Annotated in this window: 19 protein-coding genes and 1 pseudogene; 3 read left to right on the top strand and 17 right to left on the bottom strand. The window is 55.8% G+C overall.

From position 1 onward, the window contains the following. From iucD to ACR6JA_RS01275, 3 genes and pseudogenes are all read left to right on the top strand, one after another. Window positions 1–1,356, top strand: coding sequence for an NADPH-dependent L-lysine N(6)-monooxygenase (gene iucD / locus ACR6JA_RS01285; RefSeq protein ID WP_494493362.1), 1,356 nt, complete (start codon window positions 1–3; stop codon window positions 1,354–1,356). 122 nt (window positions 1,357–1,478) lie between these two features. After that, the gene (gene iutA, locus ACR6JA_RS01280; protein WP_213716307.1) at window positions 1,479–3,680 is read left to right on the top strand and encodes a ferric aerobactin receptor IutA; all 2,202 of its coding nucleotides are present in this window, start codon (window positions 1,479–1,481) and stop codon (window positions 3,678–3,680) included. Window positions 3,681–3,810: 130 nt separating this feature from the next. Then, window positions 3,811–4,829, top strand: a pseudogene (locus ACR6JA_RS01275) (Gfo/Idh/MocA family oxidoreductase). Between the two features lie 45 nt (window positions 4,830–4,874). Here the strand turns inward: ACR6JA_RS01275 and ACR6JA_RS01270 are convergent. From ACR6JA_RS01270 to fabG, 17 genes are all read right to left on the bottom strand, one after another. Beyond that, entirely contained in the window at window positions 4,875–5,411 is a 537-nt protein-coding gene (locus ACR6JA_RS01270; RefSeq protein ID WP_494493361.1) for a glycine zipper 2TM domain-containing protein, read from the bottom strand. A gap of 212 nt (window positions 5,412–5,623) precedes the next feature. Continuing rightward, on the bottom strand, window positions 5,624–6,928 hold the full coding sequence (locus tag ACR6JA_RS01265) for an NAD(P)/FAD-dependent oxidoreductase (protein WP_008453443.1): 1,305 nt from the start codon (window positions 6,926–6,928) through the stop codon (window positions 5,624–5,626). Window positions 6,929–7,256: 328 nt separating this feature from the next. Beyond that, window positions 7,257–7,799, bottom strand: coding sequence for an alpha/beta hydrolase YcfP (gene ycfP, locus ACR6JA_RS01260; protein ID WP_008453447.1), 543 nt, complete (start codon window positions 7,797–7,799; stop codon window positions 7,257–7,259). Window positions 7,800–7,820: 21 nt separating this feature from the next. Continuing rightward, window positions 7,821–8,843, bottom strand: a complete 1,023-nt coding sequence (nagZ, locus tag ACR6JA_RS01255) for a beta-N-acetylhexosaminidase (protein ID WP_494493360.1) — start codon at window positions 8,841–8,843, stop codon at window positions 7,821–7,823. After that, window positions 8,831–9,691 (bottom strand): thiamine kinase, encoded by an 861-nt coding sequence (gene thiK / locus ACR6JA_RS01250; protein ID WP_494493359.1) that lies wholly within the window; start codon window positions 9,689–9,691, stop codon window positions 8,831–8,833. The genes nagZ and thiK overlap by 13 nt, the downstream gene beginning before the upstream one ends. Continuing rightward, window positions 9,669–10,310, bottom strand: coding sequence for a penicillin-binding protein activator LpoB (gene lpoB, locus ACR6JA_RS01245; protein WP_213716312.1), 642 nt, complete (start codon window positions 10,308–10,310; stop codon window positions 9,669–9,671). Before lpoB ends, thiK begins: the two co-directional genes overlap by 23 nt. After that, a complete protein-coding gene (locus ACR6JA_RS01240; RefSeq protein WP_494493358.1) occupies window positions 10,307–10,690 on the bottom strand; it encodes a YcfL family putative periplasmic lipoprotein in 384 nt (127 codons plus the stop codon). The genes lpoB and ACR6JA_RS01240 overlap by 4 nt, the downstream gene beginning before the upstream one ends. A gap of 4 nt (window positions 10,691–10,694) precedes the next feature. Continuing rightward, window positions 10,695–11,051 carry a purine nucleoside phosphoramidase gene (gene hinT, locus ACR6JA_RS01235; protein WP_494493357.1) on the bottom strand — a complete coding sequence of 119 codons (357 nt, stop codon included), beginning with the start codon at window positions 11,049–11,051 and terminating at the stop codon, window positions 10,695–10,697. A gap of 170 nt (window positions 11,052–11,221) precedes the next feature. Then, on the bottom strand, window positions 11,222–12,655 hold the full coding sequence (gene ptsG / locus ACR6JA_RS01230) for a PTS glucose transporter subunit IIBC (RefSeq protein ID WP_008453459.1): 1,434 nt from the start codon (window positions 12,653–12,655) through the stop codon (window positions 11,222–11,224). 301 nt (window positions 12,656–12,956) lie between these two features. Further along, window positions 12,957–13,751 (bottom strand): metal-dependent hydrolase, encoded by a 795-nt coding sequence (locus ACR6JA_RS01225; RefSeq protein ID WP_213716314.1) that lies wholly within the window; start codon window positions 13,749–13,751, stop codon window positions 12,957–12,959. A 10-nt stretch (window positions 13,752–13,761) separates the two neighbouring features. After that, window positions 13,762–14,769, bottom strand: coding sequence for a DNA polymerase III subunit delta' (gene holB / locus ACR6JA_RS01220; protein ID WP_494493356.1), 1,008 nt, complete (start codon window positions 14,767–14,769; stop codon window positions 13,762–13,764). After that, on the bottom strand, window positions 14,769–15,407 hold the full coding sequence (gene tmk, locus ACR6JA_RS01215; RefSeq protein ID WP_008453462.1) for a dTMP kinase: 639 nt from the start codon (window positions 15,405–15,407) through the stop codon (window positions 14,769–14,771). Before tmk ends, holB begins: the two co-directional genes overlap by 1 nt. Next, the gene (yceG, locus tag ACR6JA_RS01210) at window positions 15,397–16,419 is read right to left on the bottom strand and encodes a cell division protein YceG (RefSeq protein ID WP_494493355.1); all 1,023 of its coding nucleotides are present in this window, start codon (window positions 16,417–16,419) and stop codon (window positions 15,397–15,399) included. Before yceG ends, tmk begins: the two co-directional genes overlap by 11 nt. A 10-nt stretch (window positions 16,420–16,429) precedes the next feature. Then, a complete protein-coding gene (pabC, locus tag ACR6JA_RS01205; RefSeq protein WP_494493354.1) occupies window positions 16,430–17,230 on the bottom strand; it encodes an aminodeoxychorismate lyase in 801 nt (266 codons plus the stop codon). Window positions 17,231–17,339: 109 nt separating this feature from the next. Continuing rightward, entirely contained in the window at window positions 17,340–18,581 is a 1,242-nt protein-coding gene (gene fabF, locus ACR6JA_RS01200; protein ID WP_213716318.1) for a beta-ketoacyl-ACP synthase II, read from the bottom strand. Between the two features lie 85 nt (window positions 18,582–18,666). Next, window positions 18,667–18,903: an acyl carrier protein gene (gene acpP, locus ACR6JA_RS01195; RefSeq protein WP_004157115.1), complete on the bottom strand. Its 237-nt coding sequence runs from the start codon at window positions 18,901–18,903 to the stop codon at window positions 18,667–18,669. Window positions 18,904–19,057: 154 nt separating this feature from the next. Next, the gene (gene fabG, locus ACR6JA_RS01190) at window positions 19,058–19,792 is read right to left on the bottom strand and encodes a 3-oxoacyl-ACP reductase FabG (RefSeq protein ID WP_008453466.1); all 735 of its coding nucleotides are present in this window, start codon (window positions 19,790–19,792) and stop codon (window positions 19,058–19,060) included. Window positions 19,793–19,801: the final 9 nt, after the last annotated feature.

The raw sequence follows: 19,801 nt of genomic DNA, 5'->3' as shown, positions 1-19,801 counted from the left end.
ATGACAAACACTGTTGATTTTATTGGCGTAGGTATCGGCCCGTTTAACCTGAGCATTGCGGCGCTGTCTCACGAAGCAGAGGGATTTAGCAGCCAGTTCTTTGACAGCCGCCCTGACTTTGCGTGGCACCCCGGCATGTTAGTGCCGGATTGCCATATGCAGACCATGTTCCTGAAAGATTTGGTCAGCGCCGTGGCCCCCACCAGCCCGTTCAGCTTTGTGAACTACCTGGTGAAGCGTAAAAAATTCTACCGTTTTCTGACCACCGAACTGCGCACCGTTTCGCGCGATGAGTTTTCGGATTACCTGCGCTGGGCCGCAGAGGGCATGAATAACCTGCAGTTTAACCAGACGGTTGAGCGCGTTGATTTCGACGAGCAGCGCAAGCTGTTTGTGGTGCAAACCGGCCAGGGTGAAACGCTGGCACGCAACATTTGCCTCGGGATTGGCAAACAGCCTCACCTGCCACCGTGCGTAAAAACCGCCACGCCGACCTGCTTCCACGCCAGCGAAATGAGCCTGCGCCTGCCGAATCTGGCCGGGAAACGCGTCACGGTTGTTGGCGGCGGGCAAAGCGGTGCCGACCTGTTCCTGAATGCGTTCCGTGGTGCCTGGGGCGAAGTTGCCGAAGTGAACTGGGTTTCACGCCGCAATAACTTTAACGCCCTCGATGAAGCCGCGTTTGCCAACGAATACTTCACGCCGGAATACGTCACCGGCTTTGTGGGCCTGAATGAAGGCGCGCGGCAGAAAATGCTCGATGAGCAGAAGATGACCTCCGACGGCATTACCGCCGATTCGCTGCTGACCATCTACCGCGAGTTGTATCACCGCTTTGAAGTGCTCGGGCTGCCGCGCAATGCTCGCCTGCTGCCAAGCCGCTCGGTCACCGGCCTTGAAAGCCGTGGCCACGGCTGGCAGCTGCTGCTGGAACACCATCTGGACAAGGGCTATGACACGCTGGACAGCGACGTGGTGATTTTCGCCACCGGCTACCGCCCTACGCTGCCGCAAATGCTTTCGCCGTTAATGTCACGCATGACGATGCTGGATGAGTGCAACTTCAAAGTGCGCGACGACTTTACGCTGGAGTGGAACGGCCCGGCCGGAAATAACATCTTCGCGGTCAACGCCAGCATGCAAACCCACGGCATTGCCGAGCCGCAGCTGAGCCTGATGGCGTGGCGCTCCGCCAAAATTCTGAATCGCGCGCTGGGGCGTGATTTGTTCGATCTCAGTACACCGCCCGCGCTGATCCAATGGCGCAGCGGCAGCCGGGAAAAACCGCAGCACAGCGCTGCGTCCTTAACTCACTACTCCTCAAAATCATTCGAAATGCAGCCCGGCGCTAACTGAGTTTATCCCCCGGAACGCAGGCCGCTGCGGGACGGGGGTAACCGTTAACCCCGCGTCAAATTGAAGAATGACGAGGACACAGCATATTTGGGCCGATGTTTGTCAGCCCGTATGAAGGAACAATGATGATAACCAAAAAGCAAACGCTTTGGGCGCTCAATCCGTTACTGCTCGCCATGATGGCGCCAGCAGTGGCACAGCAAACCAGTGACGAGACGATGGTGGTTTCCGCCAACCGCAGCAACCGCACCGTCGCCGAGATGGCCCAAACCACCTGGGTGATCGAGAAAGCCGAACTGGAGCAGCAGATCCAGGGCGGCAAAGAGTTTAAAGACGCGCTGGCCCAGCTGATCCCTGGCCTCGACGTCAGCAGCCAGAGCCGTACCAACTACGGCATGAACCTGCGTGGTCGCCCGCTGGTCGTGCTGGTTGACGGGGTACGCCTCAACTCTTCCCGTATCGACAGCCGCCAGCTGGACTCTATCGACCCGTTCAACATCGATCATATTGAAGTCATTTCCGGGGCGACCTCCCTGTACGGCGGCGGCAGTACCGGCGGGCTGATTAATATCGTGACCAAAAAAGGCCAGAAAGATACACAGGTAGAGTTTGAGACCGGGATCAAGAGCGGCTTTAACAGCAGCAAAGACCACGATGAGCGCGTCGCCAGCGCCATCTCCGGCGGGAACGACCATATTTCTGGCCGCGCCTCGATCGCCTATCAAAAATTCGGCGGCTGGTATGACGGCAAGGGTGATGCCACCCTGCTCGACAACACCCAGACCGGGTTACAGTATTCCGACCGCCTGGACGTGATGGGCACCGGGACGCTGAACATCGATGAAAACCAGCAGCTTCAATTAGTCACCCAATATTATAAAAGTCAGGGCGATGACGATTACGGCCTGGACCTTGGGAAAAACTTCTCTGCCATCAGCGGCGCAAGCACCCCTTACGTCAGCAAAGGGCTGAACTCTGACCGAGTCCCCGGCACAGAACGTCACCTGATCAGCATGCAATATTCCAACAGCGACTTCCTCGGCCAGGAGATGGTGGGCCAAGTTTACTACCGTGATGAGTCGTTGCTGTTCTACCCGTTCCCGACGGTAAACGCGAGCCAAAAAGCGACCGCATTCTCCTCTTCCCAGCAGGATACTAACCAGTACGGCGCGAAACTGACCTTCAACAGCAAGCCGCTCGACGGCTGGCAGCTGACCTACGGCCTGGACGCGGACCACGAGCGCTTCACCTCTAACCAGATGTTCTTCGATCTGGCGCAGGCCAGCGCCTCAGGCGGCCTGAATAACCAGAAAATCTATACCACCGGACGTTACCCGGCGTATGACATTAGCAACATGGCGGCGTTCCTACAGTCCAGCTATGACATCAACGAGATCTTTACCCTGAGCGGCGGCGTGCGTTACCAATACACCGAGAACAAGATTGATGATTTCATCGGCTACTCGCAGCAGCAGCAAATTGCCTCAGGTAAAGTAAAATCCGCCGATGCTATCCCTGGCGGCTCCACCAACTACGACAACTACCTGTTCAACGCCGGCCTGCTGATGCACCTCACCGAGCGCCAGCAGACGTGGCTGAACTTCTCCCAGGGCGTGGAGCTGCCTGATCCGGGTAAATACTACGGCCGTGGCACCTATGGCGCGGCGGTTAACGGCCACCTGCCGCTGACCAACAGTGTCAACGTCGGCGCGAGCAAACTGCAGGGCGTGAAGGTTGACTCCTACGAGCTGGGCTGGCGCTACACCGGCGACAGCCTGCGCACGCAGATTGCCACCTACTACTCGCTGTCTAATAAGGAAGTCGTCCCGAATACTGACCTGACCATTAGCGTGAATGACAATAAACGACGGGTTTATGGCGTGGAAGGCGCGGTGGATTACTTTATCCCTGACAGCGAATGGAGCACCGGGGCTAACTTCAACGTCTTAAAAACCGAGTCAAAAGTGAACGGCAGCTGGGAGAAGGTTACCGTTAAAACCGCCAGCCCGTCGAAAGCCACCGCCTATATTGGCTGGGCGCCGGACCCGTGGAGCCTTCGTGTGCAAAGCACCACCTCGTTTGACGTCAGCGATAGCGCAGGGAATGAACTCAAGGGTTACACCACTGTTGATTTACTGGGCAGCTACCAGCTCCCGGTGGGTAAACTTAGCTTCAGCGTTGAGAACCTGCTGGACCGCGACTACACCACACTTTGGGGCCAGCGCGCGCCTCTGAACTACAGCCCAGGCTACGGTCCTGCTTCGCTGTATAACTACAAAGGCCGTGGTCGCACCTTCGGCATGAACTACTCTGTGCTGTTCTAAGCCTCTTCCTTGCCCGGCAGTTGCCGGGCAAGTTCACACGCTTACCCTTCCTAACAGTTTATCCCTCGACCCACGCAAAATAGTCTTTTAAAAATAAGGGATATTTTCCTCTCTTATGACCGGAGATGATATGCAAGTTGGGTTTATTGGCGTGGGCAGCGTAATAGAAACGGCTTACCTGCCGGCGATTCAGCGGCTTTCCCGGCGTGATGCGGTTTGCTACGGGTTTGATCCCGCCCCACGCTACAGCTCTGATGCCATCACGCTTCTCCCCTCCTTAAACCAGCTCCTGGCGCTGCCGCTTGATCTGGTGTTTATCACCACTTCATCGCTCCAGCATTGGCCGATGCTGAAGCAGGTGCTACAGCAAAGTTCGCTGCCCGTCGTGGTGGAAAAACCCGTCGCAGCAACGTTACAGCAGCTGGACGAACTGACATCGTTATTGAGCGACCGGCCATTGCCGCGCGGGTGCTCGCCCTGGATCACTGGATGGTGAGAACCGATGCGGCACGTTTTATCGACCGCCTTGAGGATATCGACCGTATCGAAGGATTCCTGCTGGAGCCCAGCGGGTTTAACGCCGCCGGAGAGCCCATTGCGCTGAATTTTGCCACCGGCGAGCCCGATACTCGTGAGCTGCGACACCCGGACGGCGTTATCGTGGACATCGGCACGCATGTACTGGCGATGATGCGGGAAACGCTGGTGCAGGCAGGCGCTGGCGAAGCGCTGAAGCTGGAGTTACTGCTTGCCAAAGACCGGCTCGGCAACGGTATCTTGCCGGGCGATGTTACAACGGCAGAGGGCCAGGCGCTGCTGCGCGGGGATATGGGCGGCATCCCCTGCGTGCTGCAGCTAAACAAATATGCCGGGCCCGCCGGGGGGCAAAAAGGTATTAATATCGTGCTGAAAGATGGCAGAGTCATTGCCGCCGACCGCCGCGGGGCGGATGAAACCCTGAGCGTCGACGATGAATTAAAGCTGGATGTAAGCGGGCCGCTGTACGACCGCTGCCTCGGAGAAGTTATTTTTGCTGGTAAAACGCTATTTGAGCAGGCTCCAGAGGCAATTCCCGCCTTAACCCGCCGCAGAATTCAGGAAGTCAGGGTCTTATTGACGCTGCAGCAAACGCTGCGCGGCGAGCACTAGAAACACAAAACCCGCCGGAAGGCGGGTTTGTTTTAAGGCTCGATATCAGGCTTTATTCAGCACCAACTGGCCTTTGCTGTCCAGCGGGATCTGGGTGCCAGGGTCTTTATCCATGCGGATTTTACCCTGCTGATCGCCGATTTTGTAGGTCACATCATAACCGAGCATTTTTTCTGATTTGTCGTATACGGTCTTGCAGCGCTGCTGGGTGGTGGTGTAGGTATCCCCATCCTGCATCGCGCCCTGCACCTGGTTCCCGGCGTAGCCGCCGCCCAGCGCGCCCACGACCGTGGCAACATCCTTCCCGCGTCCACCGCCAAACTGATGACCAATCACGCCCCCGGCCACCGCGCCCAGAGCAGAACCTAAAATACGGTTCTCATCCTGAACAGGTTTGCGGTGCATCACGGCCACATTGCGGCACTCCTGACGCGGTGTTTTAACCGTTTCCTTGATTGGCGTCGCTGACACCACCTGTGCATACTGGGGACCACGGTCAAACACGTTCAAACTGGCTACCGCAGCCACGCCCAGCGCAGCGGCCACGCCAATACCTATACCCGCTAACATTGATTTATTCACAGGACATCCTCCTGACCTTGTTGTTAACCTAATTTTGCACTGCAGTGACAATATTGAGAAATCAGACAACGGATCAAAAGTGCGGGATCGTGCGGTGAAAACGTGTGTTTAAGACAACTCCGAGCAATCCGCCAGGAATATGCCGAATGTTATGCTGCTTCCCGGCAATAAAAAACCCGGCTCGGGGGCCGGGTTTCGGAAGGAAATAAAACTTAGTGCAGCTTCAGGCGTGGACGAATCACGCGGTTGATGCTGCCCACCAGCATCATCAGGCCAGTTTTGAAATAACCGTGCAGCGCAATCTGGTGCATACGGTACAGGGAGATGTACACGAAGCGGGCGATGCGGCCTTCCACCATCATCGAGCCGCGCATCAGGTTACCCATCAGGCTGCCCACGGTGGAGAATTTGGACAATGAAACCAGCGAGCCGTGATCTTTATAGCTGTAAGCTTTGAGCGGCTGGCCTTTCATCTGCGCAAGGATGTTCGTCAGCGCGCGGGAAGCCATCTGGTGCGCGGCCTGAGCGCGAGGAGGCACGAAACCACCTTCCGGGCGAGCGCAGGATGCACAGTCGCCGATAGCATAGATATCAGGGTCGCGCGTGGTCTGCAGCGTTGGCTCAACCACCAGCTGGTTAATGCGGTTAGTTTCAAGGCCGCCGATATCTTTCATGAAGTCTGGCGCTTTAATGCCCGCCGCCCAGACCATCAGATCCGCTTCGATGAACTCGCCGTCTTTGGTGTTCAGGCCATGTGCTTCGGCACTGGTCACCATGGTTTGCGTCAGCACGCGAACGCCAAGCTTGGTCAGTTCGCTATGCGCGGCGGCAGAAATGCGCGGCGGCAGCGCAGGCAGAATGCGCTCCCCGGCTTCCACCAGCGTGACGTTCAGCGCTTCGTTGGTCAGCCCTTTGTAGCCGTAGCTGTGCAGCTGCTTAACGGCGTTATGCAGCTCAGCAGACAGCTCAACGCCCGTCGCGCCACCACCAACGATAGCGATGTTAACCTTGCCGCTTGCGCCGAGGTTGGCGGAGTATTTCAGGAACAGGTTTAGCATCTCGGAATGGAAACGACGCGCCTGATGCGGGTTGTCGAGGAAGATGCAGTTCTCTTTCACGCCAGGGGTGTTGAAGTCGTTGGAGGTGCTCCCCAGCGCCATCACCAGCGTGTCGTATGGCAGCTTGCGCTCAGGCACCAGCAGCTCGCCCTTTTCATCGCGCAGTTCGGCGATGGTCAGCGTTTTGCTTTCGCGGTTGATATCCACCACGGAACCCAGCTGGAACTGGAAATGATGATTGCGCGCGTGGGCCAGGTAGCTCAGCGCATCCACGCCTTCATCCAGCGAACCGGTGGCCACTTCATGCAGCAGCGGTTTCCACAGGTGGCTGTGGTTACGGTCGACCAGAGTAATTTTGGCTTTTTTGCCACGCCCGAGTTTTTTACCCAACTGAGTCGCCAGCTCCAGACCACCAGCGCCGCCGCCAACAATCACTATTTTTTTCAATGGTGTAGTCAACTTGACCCCCTAAAATATTAACCAATTGTTAATTAAAAGTTATCTAAATAACCTTTAATTAACAAAGGGTTACTGCACGTTTAACGCCAAACTTTATCGAGAATAACATGAAGGGTGCATTGGTCATACCAAAATTGATGTACATCAATTTTTATGCCGAAAAGATAAACAAAAAGGCCAGCGCGAGGCTAACCATGACATTTTCCCTAAATAATTCGAGTTGCAGGACGGCGGCAAAGCTGAGAAACCCCAGGAGCATAGCTAACTATGTGACTGGGGTGAGCAGGTGCAGCCAACACACCTGCGGCTTGAAGTATGACGGGAAAATTTAGCCCAGGGTTTTAAAGGCTTTAATGCGTTGCAAATGCCGGGAGATATTTTTGAATTTGTGGGTTTGCTGCTCGTCCCAGACGATTTCATAGTAATGATGCAGCGCTTCTGCCGTGCGCCGGTTGTCCAGCGCTTCGTCGTTGCGCGAGAGAATAGCCAGGCAGCGATCGCGGTTCTTCTCACGGAAGTTTGGCACGCACTTGGTGGTGATATCCGCGTACTCTTCCGGCCTGTCGATCTTCCCTTCCATGTTTTCATGGGGGTAAAGGTTCGGGTTAAAAATAACCTGCCGCATATCACAGAGAAAACCAATGCGCTCCGCCCAGAACCCGCCGAGACCCACGCCGCAAATTAAGGGGCGTTCGTCGTCGGTAAGCTGCTGCATCTTGTCGACTTCCTTCAGCAGATGCTGCATGTCGTGCTTCGGATGCAGCGTGCTGTAGCTGATCAGCCGCACGTCGGGATCGATAAACTGAAGCTGCAGCACTTTTTCATGGTTTCCGGGACTGTTTGAGTCAAAACCGTGCAAATAGATAATCATCGCATCCTCATTACCTGAATATTAGCCCGCCTTCTGCGCCTGCCACTGCTCGTGCAGCGCTTCCAGCTGCTGGTTCACCTGCTTCCAGCGATCGGATGAACGCAGCTCATCGCGGGTAAATGCCCCTTTATGATACAAACCTGTAACACGCTCTGCTTTGACCGGCGACAGGTTATCAAGCACGCTCACCGCCCCTTTACGATTATTGCAGACGAGGATCATATCGCAACCGGCGTCCAGCGATGCCTGACCACGTTCGGCATAGCTGCCCATGATAGCCGCGCCTTCCATCGACAAATCATCGGAGAAAATCACACCATTAAAGCCCAGTTCGCCACGCAGGACCGTTTTTAGCCAATACTCAGAGCCGCTAGCCGGACGCGGATCTACTTCATCGTAGATAACGTGGGCAGGCATGATGGCATCCAGCTTATTCTCGCGAATCAGTGAGGCAAAAATGCGCATGTCATGCTCGCGGATGTCCGCCTTCGGGCGCGGGTCGTGCGGGGTTTCTTTGTGCGAGTCGGCGGTGACCGCCCCGTGGCCAGGGAAGTGTTTACCGGTGGTTTTCATGCCCGCAGCATGCATCCCGTCGATAAAACGCGTGGCCATTACCAGCGCTTTGGCCGGGTCTTCATGGTAAGAACGTTCCCCAATGGCCGCGCTGATGTGCCCGATATCCAGCACCGGCGCAAAACTGATGTCGATATCCATGGCGATCATTTCGCTCGCCATCAGCCAGCCAGCCTCTGCCGCCAGCTTACCGCCCTCTTCCAGGCCGCGGAGTGCCGCAAAAGATTGTGCCGCAGGCAGACGGGTAAACCCTTCGCGGAACCGCTGCACGCGGCCGCCTTCCTGATCGACGGCAACAACCAGACGATGGTGCGAAGCTTCACGGATCTGGCGCACCAGTTCACGAAGCTGCTCCGGGTCGTGGTAGTTACGGGTAAAAAGAATCAAACCGCCCACCAGCGGGTGCTGCAAAATTTCACGCTCTTCCGCATCCAGCTCGAAGCCGGCCACATCCAACATTACTGGGCCCACAATACTCTCTCCTGATGTTTGCTCGCCCGCAGCGCGCGCCACGCGTCGTCTGCCAGCGTAATAAAATGTTGCTCCCCGGTTTGCCGCCAGCGGCATTCATACCAGGATGCCATAAGTAACGTTATCCACGGCCGCCAGCGTGCAACCTGGCGATTGAGGACGTCGAGGCTGAGTGAAGCCTGGGCAGCATACAACTCCAGCAGCGCTTCACTGTCGACAGCGTTTGCTCCCAGCACGGCGGCCAGCTCTAGCGCAATATCGCCATCCCCGGCGTATTCCCAGTCAATAAGCCCCAGGCAATTGCTTGGTTGCCGCACCAGATTTCCCGCGTGAACATCCATGTGCAGAGGGGCCAGCCGCAGGGGCCTGGGCTCCTTACGCCGCTTCAGGCGCTTTAGTTCACGCAGCCAGGTCAGGGTTCGCCTGTTTGGGTCGCTTTCCTGCCAGTAAAACTCAAGCAGCGGAACCAGGCTTATGCGCCAGCCGAACGGTTTCTGCCGGTGAAGATAATACAATAAGCCCGTTAATTCAGTGAGCGGGGCCAGGTTCGGCAAAACCTCGCCGTCAAGCCAGCGGGTGAACAGCCAGCCTTCCGCCAGACACCAGGGCTCGGGCGCGATGCCGATGGGCAACTGCCTGAGCGCGCGATGATGCCGCCTAAGGGAAATCCCCGGCAAGCGCTGTTCGGGCAGCTTTCTTGCCGTAAAGCTGCCGGCTTCTGTCTCTACGCGGTAGCTTGTGCCGCTCAGTCCCTCGAGCGCAGAAACACAACCGGCGGCCTGAGCCGCCGGAAGGTATCGAGTCACTGCCGCATCGAGCGATGCTTTAGTTGGTTTGCTGAACAGCACCACTACCCGACCAGATGATTTCGCCGGTTTGCACCAGCATCAGCTGCATTTTCAGCGTGGGCGTGTTCACGTTGCCGCTGGCGTTGGTGTAAAGCACGTACTGGGCGCCGGTGTTACGCGCAATGCCAATCGCTTTGCTTCGCGTACCTAAACTGTCCTGCGGAGAAAGCCCAAGCTGCTGCTTAGCCATCGAGAGCTGCTGCGCAGAAACCAGCGTGAACTTGTTGTTGTTGGCCAGCGCGCCGCGCAAGGCTTCAGTCGCGCTGCTGGTTTGCAGGCTGCCATTGGTGCGGTTATTGACGCTGTCCACCAGCAACACGCTACCCGGCGTCACGCCATCAGCCTGCAGCATTTTGCTGACCATCGGCTGCATGGCACTGTTCCAGTCATAGGTGCGAACCTTAGGCTGAGGCGGAATAGTAGGCTCTGGTTGTTCCACAGGGCCAGGCTGCGTCGGCACGTTCGGTACCGTTGGCACGGTAGGCTCCGGCTGTGCAGGCTGCTCTACGCCAGGTTTAGCTTCTTCAACCGGGGCAGGCTGTTCGCCGCGATTAATACACCCGGTCAGGATCAGCGCCACCGCAGTGACGGCCAGATAACGATGAAGTCCCCTAATCAAAATTCGCTCCTTACAGAGAGAGAAAGACGTACTTTTTTGGCTCCGGGCCAGGCTGCAGTCGACTCAATACGCTGCGAAGACTGCCCCGGGAGGGTAACGGTACGCACTTGCTCAAGCGGGTGGATTTCCAGCCCTTTTTTGTCGTACCAGTAGAAACGATAGTACAGCGTGACCGGCTTATGCTGCTCATTATACAGCGATGACTCGGCCACCGTGGCACCGTTTTGCTGAGAGATATCCGGTTTTTCCGCGCTAATCCCGGCCGCCAGCACCGCAGATTCCATGACCAGGGTTTGGTCGTTGTTCACCGGAATGGCGGGGCGAGAGCTACAGCCCGCCACCAGCAGCAGCGCTAACAGACTTAGGGAAAAGCGCGACATAGGATCAGTCCTTATGCGCCAGCATTGGGCCAAGCGGACGGCCACCCAGCAGGTGCATGTGAATATGGTACACCTCTTGCCCACCGTGTCGGTTGCAGTTCATGATCAGGCGGTAGCCGTCAGCGGCAATCCCTTCCTGTTCTGCAATTTTAGCTGCAACGGTCATCATCCGCCCCAGCGCAATCTCGTGTTCAGCTTTAACGTCATTGGCCGTTGGGATAAGCACGTTTGGAATGATGAGGATGTGGGTGGGTGCCTGAGGGGAAATATCACGAAACGCGGTGACCAGTTCGTCCTGGTAAACCACATCCGCCGGAATTTCACGACGAATAATTTTACTGAAAATAGTTTCTTCGGCCATGAGCTGTTCCTTGAAGGAGAAAACGGTGTTGGGAGTATGAGCGAGGCGCTCACTTGACTCAACCTTCTGCGCGCTTTTCTTTCGTTAAGTGCTGGCCTTTAAAACAAATTCGTCTTTTTTCAGTAACAAAAAAGGAGGCTTTCGCCTCCCTTATCGCTCCCCGAACAAACTTAGTTGTTACGGATCCACTCATCCATTTCGGTTTTCAGGTTATCGGACTTAGTGCCGAAAATAGCCTGAACGCCGGAACCTGCGACAACCACACCTGCTGCGCCCAGTTTTTTCAGGCCAGCCTGGTCAACTTTTGCCACGTCGGCCACGCTAACGCGCAGACGGGTGATACAAGCGTCGAGGTTAGTGATGTTTTCTTTACCGCCGAAAGCGCTAACCAGAGCAGGTGCCATTTCGCTGGTTACGCCAGCGGTGGTTTCTGCGGTGGCGTCTTCACGACCCGGGGTTTTCAGATCCAGTGCCTTAATCAGTACGCGGAAGATGGTGTAGTACACGATCGCGTAGCAGATACCGACAATTGGGAACAGCCACAGTTTGCTGCTGTTACCGCTCAGCACGATGAAGTCAATCAGACCGTGAGAGAAGGACGTCCCGTCACGCATGCCCAGCAGGATACAGATAGGGAATGCCAGACCCGCCAGAATCGCGTGAATGATGTACAGGATCGGTGCCACGAACATGAAGGAGAATTCGATTGGCTCGGTGATACCGGTCAGGAACGAAGTCAGCGCCGCGGAGATCATGATCCCGCCCACTTTTGCACGGTTCTCTGGTTTAGCAGAGTGCCAGATAGCAATTGCCGCAGCCGGCAGGCCGTACATTTTGAACAGGAAGCCACCGGACAGTTTGCCCGCAGTTGGGTCACCGGCCATGTAGCGAGGGATGTCGCCGTGGAACACCTGGCCCGCAGCGTTGGTGTATTCACCGATCTGCATCTGGAATGGAACGTTCCAGATATGGTGCAGACCAAACGGTACCAGGCAGCGCTCGATGAAGCCATAGATACCGAAGGCAACAACCGGGTTCTGGTATGCAGCCCACTGAGAGAAGGTCTGGATAGCCGTACCGATTGGTGGCCAGATGAAGGACAGCACTACGCCGGTGAAGATAGCCGCCAGACCGGAGATAATCGGTACAAAGCGTTTACCGGCGAAGAAGCCCAGATACTCAGGCAGCTTGATGCGGTAGAAACGGTTGAACATGTATGCCGCAATTGCACCGGAGATAATACCGCCAAGCACGCCGGTATCCGCCAGGTGTTTAGCTGCAATTTCTTCCGCAGGCAGGTGCAGGACCAGAGGCGCGACCACGGCCATGGTTTTCACCATGATGCCATAGGCAACAACCGACGCCAGGGCAGATACGCCATCGTTGTTAGTGAAGCCCAGTGCCACACCGATAGCGAAGATAAGCGGCATGTTGGCGAAGACTGAACCGCCCGCTTCCGCCATAACGTGAGAGACAACGACCGGCAGCCAGCTGAAGTTTGCAGACCCGACGCCCAGCAGGATACCTGCGATAGGCAGTACGGAGACTGGCAGCATCAGCGATTTACCCACCTTTTGCAGGTTAGCAAATGCATTCTTAAACATAATAGAGAGTGCTCCTGAGTATTTGTGCTTTTTTTGTACGCATTTACGCATCGAACCGGGGGGAGAACCGGTTCATAAACAGGACATCTAAGTGTCCTTTTATTTATTACGCAGAGTAAAATAAATATCGAAAACTTTGTTTGACGGCTATCACGTTTCTCAGCCGATCGCGCGAAAAACTTTCATTAATTTACATAACACGCTTACAAATGGTTCAAAACGAGCGTGCACCGCTCATTTTATGGCGGTGCACTTTACTCGCTTAGGCTATTAATTACGAGCTTTAAAATAACTATGAATTTCAGAGAGATTGCAGGCGGGATAAGGGGACGTGGAACAAATCAGCAAAGTTCTGCGTGGTGGCAATAGCCAGTTCTTCCAGCGAAACGCCCTTCAGTACGGCCATATATTCGGCAACATCACGCGTCATAGCAGGCTGGTTTTCTTTCCCGCGATGTGGCACCGGTGCAAGATACGGGGAGTCCGTTTCCACCAGCATTCTGTCCAGCGGGACATAACGCGCGGCGTCACGCAGCTGCTCGGCATTCCGGAAGGTCACTATCCCGGAAAAAGAGATATAAAACCCCATATCCAGAAGTTTACCCGCCGTTTCTCTGTCTTCCGTGAAACAGTGTAGTACCCCGCCGCACTCTGTCACTTTTTCTTCCTGCAGAATGCTCAGCGTATCGGCGCGGGCATCACGGGTGTGGACGATCACCGGCTTGTTCAGCTCGCGGCCAATACGGATATGGTTCCGGAAAGATTCCTGCTGACGCGGTTTTGTTTCCGGCGTATAGAAGTAATCCAGCCCGGTTTCCCCCATCGCGATAACGCCAGGTTCGGCGGCCAGGCGGAGCAGCTCTTCAACGTCGTACTCTTCGTCCTGGTTCAGCGGATGTACGCCACATGAGAAGGCCACGTTGTTACGCTCCCCGACCAGCTCACGCATTCCCCGATAACCGTCAAGGGTAGTCGCCACAGCCAGGCAAAACTTCACGTCCCTGGCGGCCGCTTTTTCCAGAACGTCATCAACGTTTTTGTGCAGGGATTGATAATCCAGGCCATCGAGATGGCAGTGTGAGTCGACCAGAAACATAGTAATACTCTTAGAGATGATGTGAGTGAAGCAGTGCGCCGGGCTGAGCCAGACGCTCCCACGTAAGAAGACTTTCCGTGAGCAGGAGCTCACGGTTAACACCGACCACGTTAAGCAAGGCATCGCGGCAGGTAAACCAGTGGTGAAGCAGGCTTTGCAGCACGGCCGGGGAATAACGTCCGCCGAGGCTTGCCACCAGCGGCTGCATATCCGCGTTGGTGAGCCACGCCCCTGCCCCCTGCTGCCACTTGAGGGCATCAACCAGCAGCGCGCAAAGCCAGTGGACGCGGCGGGCAGCGTCCTCATGGTTTAATGCCGGCAAAAGCGCCAGCAGGTTGTTCGCTTCCCCAGCCTGAGTGAGCTTCTCGCAAAGCTGCTGCCGGGCCTTCCACTGTTCGGGCTGCAAAAGCGCCAGCGCGGCGGCAGGAGCCCCGGAGCTAAGCCGCAGCGAGGCCTGCAGCTCTTCCGCAGAGGCCGTTGCCTCGCGGCCCAGCCATGCCAGAGCAAAACGCTCATCCGGGGGCGCAAGATGCCAATAAAGGCAACGGCTGCGCAGCGTTGCGGGCAGATGCGCGGGTTCGCGGCTGCTCAGAAAGAACCAGGTATTTCTTGGCGGCTCTTCCAGCGTTTTCAACAACGCGTTCGCCGCGGCCTCGGTCAGCAGATCGGCATCTTTCAGCCAGACGACTTTCGCCCCGCCCTGTTGGGCGTGGCCATAAAGCTTCTCGGTTATGTCACGCACGGCATCAATCCCGAGGCTGGATTTGCCTTTTTCTACTTCAAGGGAGTAGCTGTCAGGGTGCGTACCCGCCTGCATCAGCTGGCAGCTATGGCAATGGCCGCAGCTTTTATTGTCTTCCGGGCTTTGGCACATCAGCCAGCGGCACAGGGCGTAGATTAACGCGTCGTCCCCCAGGCCCGGCAGCGCGTGAACCAGCAGCGCATGATGCCCACGGCCGGCCTGATACTGGCTAATAAGCTGCTCAAACGCGCCGCGAAGCCACGGATACCATTTCACTATTGCTGCTCCCGGAACCAGCTCAGCACGGCCTCACGCACAGCCAGCGAGACGTCATCCAGCGGCTGCGTTGCGTCGATGGTTTTAATGCGGCTGTCGCGGCCTGCCAGTTCCAGATAACGCGCACGTGTGCGGTTAAAGAAGTCGATAGATTCCTGCTCAATGCGGTCAAGTTCACCCCGGGCGCGGGCGCGGGTTAGCCCCACTTCAGGCGTCACGTCGAGATAAATCGTCAGGTCAGGATAAAAATCGCCCAGCACGGTGTTGCGCAGCGCCATCAATAACTGCTGGTCAATCTGACGCCCGCCGCCCTGATAGGCTTGGGTGGAGAGATCGTGGCGATCGCCGATGACCCAGCTACCACGCGCCAGAGCCGGTTTGATCACCGTTTCTACCAGCTGGATGCGCGCCGCGTAGAACATCAGCACTTCGGCTTTATCGGTCACCTTCTCATCACCGATCCCGGCATTGTTGAGCGTCAACTCACGCAGGCGCTCGGCTAGCGGTGTGCCACCGGGTTCACGCGTGAAGGTCAGCTCGCTGATACCCAGCTCTTTTAAGGTCGCCACGACAACGTTATGGGCGTTGGTTTTCCCGGCGCCTTCCAGGCCTTCGATGACGATAAATTTACTGTCCATTTTTATCCTTAAGAGCTTTGATATAGACCTGCACCGCCTTGTTATGGCTGGCGAGGTTGGTGCTAAAGGTATGGCCACCCTTACCGTCAGCAACAAAATAGAGATACGGCGTTTTTGCCGGGTGCGCCGCCGCTTGCAGAGACGCTTCACTCGGCACCGCAATCGGGCCCGGCGGCAGGCCGCTAATCACATAGGTGTTATACGGCGTGGGGGTCTCAAGATCTTTGCGCGTTAGCTTACCATTATAGCTGTCGCCCATCCCGTAGATAACGGTGGGGTCGGTTTGCAGGCGCATGCCAATACGCAGGCGGTTAATAAACACCGAGGCCACCTGGTCACGCTCGGCCGCGACCGCGGTCTCTTTCTCGATGATCGAGGCCATGGTCACCAGGTCGTTTTCGGTTTTATACGGCAAGCCATCAACTTTGCTTTCCCAGGCCTGCGCCACGGCTTTAACCATTTTTTGATGCACGCGCTTAAGCAAAGCAACATCCGTGGTGTGGGCGGTGTACATCCAGGTGTCCGGGTAGAACCAGCCCTCGACCCATTCAGGGTGCTCAAATTTCAGCGTCTCCGCCACGGTCGCATAGCTGTCGTCTTTTAGCGTGTGCTGGATGTATGGGGCATCTCGCAGCTGCTCGAGTAAATCGCTCAGGCGCATACCTTCCACAAAACGCAGCGGGAACTGCGCCTCTTTCCCACTGGCAAGCAGGCGGAGCATATCGGTGACCGTCATCCCTGGCGTGAGGCGGTATGTGCCAGCCTTAAATTTGGCCAACTCCGGCTCGATGCGCAGCAACCACTGGAAGACACGCGGGCGTGTAATCAGTTTTTCTTCATAAAGCTGAGTGCCCAGAGCTAAACGTCCGGTGCCCTGCTTCAGGGTGAAAATGGTTTCCTGTTTGATCGGCAACGGCGCTTTTGCCAGCTGGCGCACCTTCCACATGCCTGCACCGGCGGCGATGCCAAGCACAATCAGCAAAACCAGAAAGAAACGAAACATTTTTTTCATCGGTAATCGGTTACTCACAAAGTGGGGCTAAAAAACAGTAAAGTTCACGCGATGTGTAATCCCAGTCCTGGGCCTGGTTCACCGGTACAACCGGCATTAGCGCATTGCAAATGAGCACTTCATCCGCATCGGCCAGGGTTTCCAGACCTTCGCTGACCTCATGCAGCCGCCAGGAGGAATCCGTCAGGCACGCAATGATGCGCTGGCGCATCGTGCCATTCACGCCCGCACCGTTAATACAAGGCGTATAAACGTCGTAGCCTTTGCGCCAGAATAAATTAGCCGCACAGCATTCCACCAGGCTCCCCTGACTGTCAAGAACCAGCGCCTCCTGGGCCGCCGTCTGTTCAAGATGCGTACGAATAAGAACCTGTTCAAGCCGGTTAAGATGCTTAAGACCCGCCAGGGAAGGATTAATGCCTATTTTCACAGGACTGAGCGCCAGCCTAATCCCCTGCTCGCGCCAGGCAGGATAAAAGTCAGGGTAAGGCGACAGAGAGAGCATTCGCGTAGGCTGTGTGCAGTTCGATGCGCTGTAACCGCGCCCGCCAGCCCCGCGAGAAATAATCACCTTGAGCACGGCTTTGGTTTCAGAGGCCGCCAGCATGTCCATCTCATCACTGAGCATGGCCCAGTCAATCGGCCCTATCATCAGCGCTTCGCAGGCCTGCTGGAGGCGGCGAAGATGATTTGCCTGAAAGCGAACCCCACCATCAATAACACGGGCGGTAGTAAAGCAGCCGTCGCCAAACTGAATCGCCCGGTCGTTTGCCGGCAGCGTTTCCTGCCACTGACCATTAATAAGATACATAGGGATTCCTCAGGATACGGAGACACAAGGTTGCCAGAGGGATTTACGGGCGACAAGAGGGGAATTCTGAACAGCAAAAGGGCCCGCAAGCGGGCCCTTTCAGAAACGGTTAGATCTTCTTGAAGATCAACGAACCGTTGGTACCACCGAAACCGAAGGAGTTACACAAAGTATACTCCAGACCGCTTACCTGACGAGCTTCGTGTGGCACGAAGTCCAGGTCACAGCCAACATCCGGGTTATCGAGGTTGATGGTTGGTGGCACGGCCTGATCGCGCAGCGCAAGGATGGAATAGATAGACTCTACCGCACCCGCCGCACCTAACAGATGGCCCGTCATCGATTTAGTTGAGCTCACCATCACACGGCTTGCATCGGCACCAAAGATAGACTTAACCGCCTGCGTTTCAGCTTTATCGCCTGCCGGTGTAGAGGTACCGTGGGCGTTGACGTAGCCAACCTGCCCTGCAGAAATCCCCGCATCGCGCAGTGCGTTTTCCATCGCCAGCGCAGCACCTGCACCGTTTTCTGGTGGAGAAGTCATGTGGTACGCATCGCTGCTCATACCAAAGCCAACAACTTCTGCATAAATTTTCGCGCCGCGTTTTTTCGCGTGTTCGTACTCTTCCAGTACGATGACGCCTGCGCCGTCGCCCAGTACGAAGCCGTCACGATCTTTATCCCACGGGCGGCTTGCCGCTTGCGGGTTGTCGTTACGGGTAGACAGTGCGCGCGCCGCGCCAAAGCCACCAACGCCCAGCGGGCTACTGGCTTTTTCTGCACCACCTGCCAGCATTGCGTCTGCATCACCATAGGCAATGATACGTGCCGCATGGCCGATGTTGTGTACGCCAGAGGTACAAGCCGTGGCAATGGAAATGCTCGGACCACGCAGACCCAGCATGATGGTCAGGTGACCTGCCACCATATTGACGATGGTTGAAGGCACGAAGAACGGGCTGATTTTACGAGGGCCACCGTTAACTAACGAAGAGTGGTTCTCTTCAATAAGCGTCAGGCCACCGATCCCAGAGCCAATTGCAGCGCCGATGCGGATCGCGTTTTCTTCCGTTACTTCGAGGCCAGAATCCTGCATGGCCTGAATGCCAGCAACAATTCCATATTGAATGAATTCATCCATCTTGCGCTGATCTTTGCGCGAGATAATGTCTTCACAGTTAAAATCCTTTACTAAGCCAGCAAATTTCGTTGCGTAGGCGCTAGTATCGAAATGGTCGATCAGGCTGATGCCACTCTGACCGGCAAGGAGAGCTTTCCAGGTAGACTCTACGGTATTGCCGACAGGAGACAACATGCCCAGTCCGGTCACAACTACACGACGCTTAGACACGTTTGTCCTCCAGGGAGGGAAAAAATACTAGTGGGACAATTCAGATAAAACTCAGGCGGTCGAATGACCGCCTGGAGATGTTCACTTACGCTTGGTGGCCGTTGATGTAATCAATGGCAGCCTGAACGGTGGTGATTTTCTCAGCTTCTTCGTCCGGAATCTCAGTATCAAACTCTTCTTCCAGAGCCATTACCAGCTCAACGGTGTCAAGAGAATCAGCGCCCAGGTCCTCAACGAAGGAAGCGGTGTTCACTACTTCTTCTTGCTTAACGCCCAGTTGTTCGCCAATGATTTTCTTAACGCGTTCTTCGATAGTGCTCATACTCTTAAATTTCCTATCAAAACTCGCTTTCGCGATGGTTTTCGTAGTGTATAAAATGTTGAAAAAGATGCAACCAAATCCCGGCTGGTCAAACCACGATTTTACGCTATTTTGCGGGCATTCGCCCAAATAACGCAAATATTTTTCACCGTGATTAAACCATATACATTCCGCCGTTGACGTGCAGGGTCTCACCAGAGATGTACCCAGCTTCGTCAGAGGCTAAAAATGCTACTGCACTGGCGATTTCATTTGCGTCGCCTAAGCGACCCGCAGGAACCTGCGCCAGAATACCCGCACGCTGTTCATCAGAGAGCGCACGCGTCATGTCCGTTTCAATAAAGCCCGGAGCAACAACGTTCACAGTAATACCGCGAGACGCGACTTCGCGCGCCAGCGATTTACTGAAGCCAATCAAACCAGCCTTCGCCGCAGCGTAGTTAGCCTGACCAGCATTTCCCATGGTACCAACCACAGAACCGATAGTGATAATACGCCCATGACGCTTTTTCATCATAGCTCGCATCACCGCTTTTGACAGACGGAAAACAGATGACAGGTTAGTTTCGACAATGTCGTTCCACTCGTCTTCTTTCATGCGCATCAGCAGGTTATCGCGAGTGATACCGGCGTTGTTCACCAGAATGTCCACTTCACCAAACTCTTTACGGATGCTGTCCAGCACGGCTTCAATGGAAGCCGGGTCGGTCACGTTCAGCATGAAGCCTTTGCCGTTTTCGCCCAGATAATCGCTGATGGCCTGCGCGCCGCTTTCGCTGGTCGCAGTCCCGATAACTTTTGCCCCGCGAGCCACTAAGGTCTCTGCGATGGCGCGGCCGATACCACGGCTAGCGCCGGTAACCAGCGCAATTTTTCCTTCAAAACTCATGGTTTTCCT

This window comes from Cedecea sp. B1(4), assembly GCF_059414925.1.
This window is presented reverse-complemented; position numbering and strand designations above follow the sequence as displayed.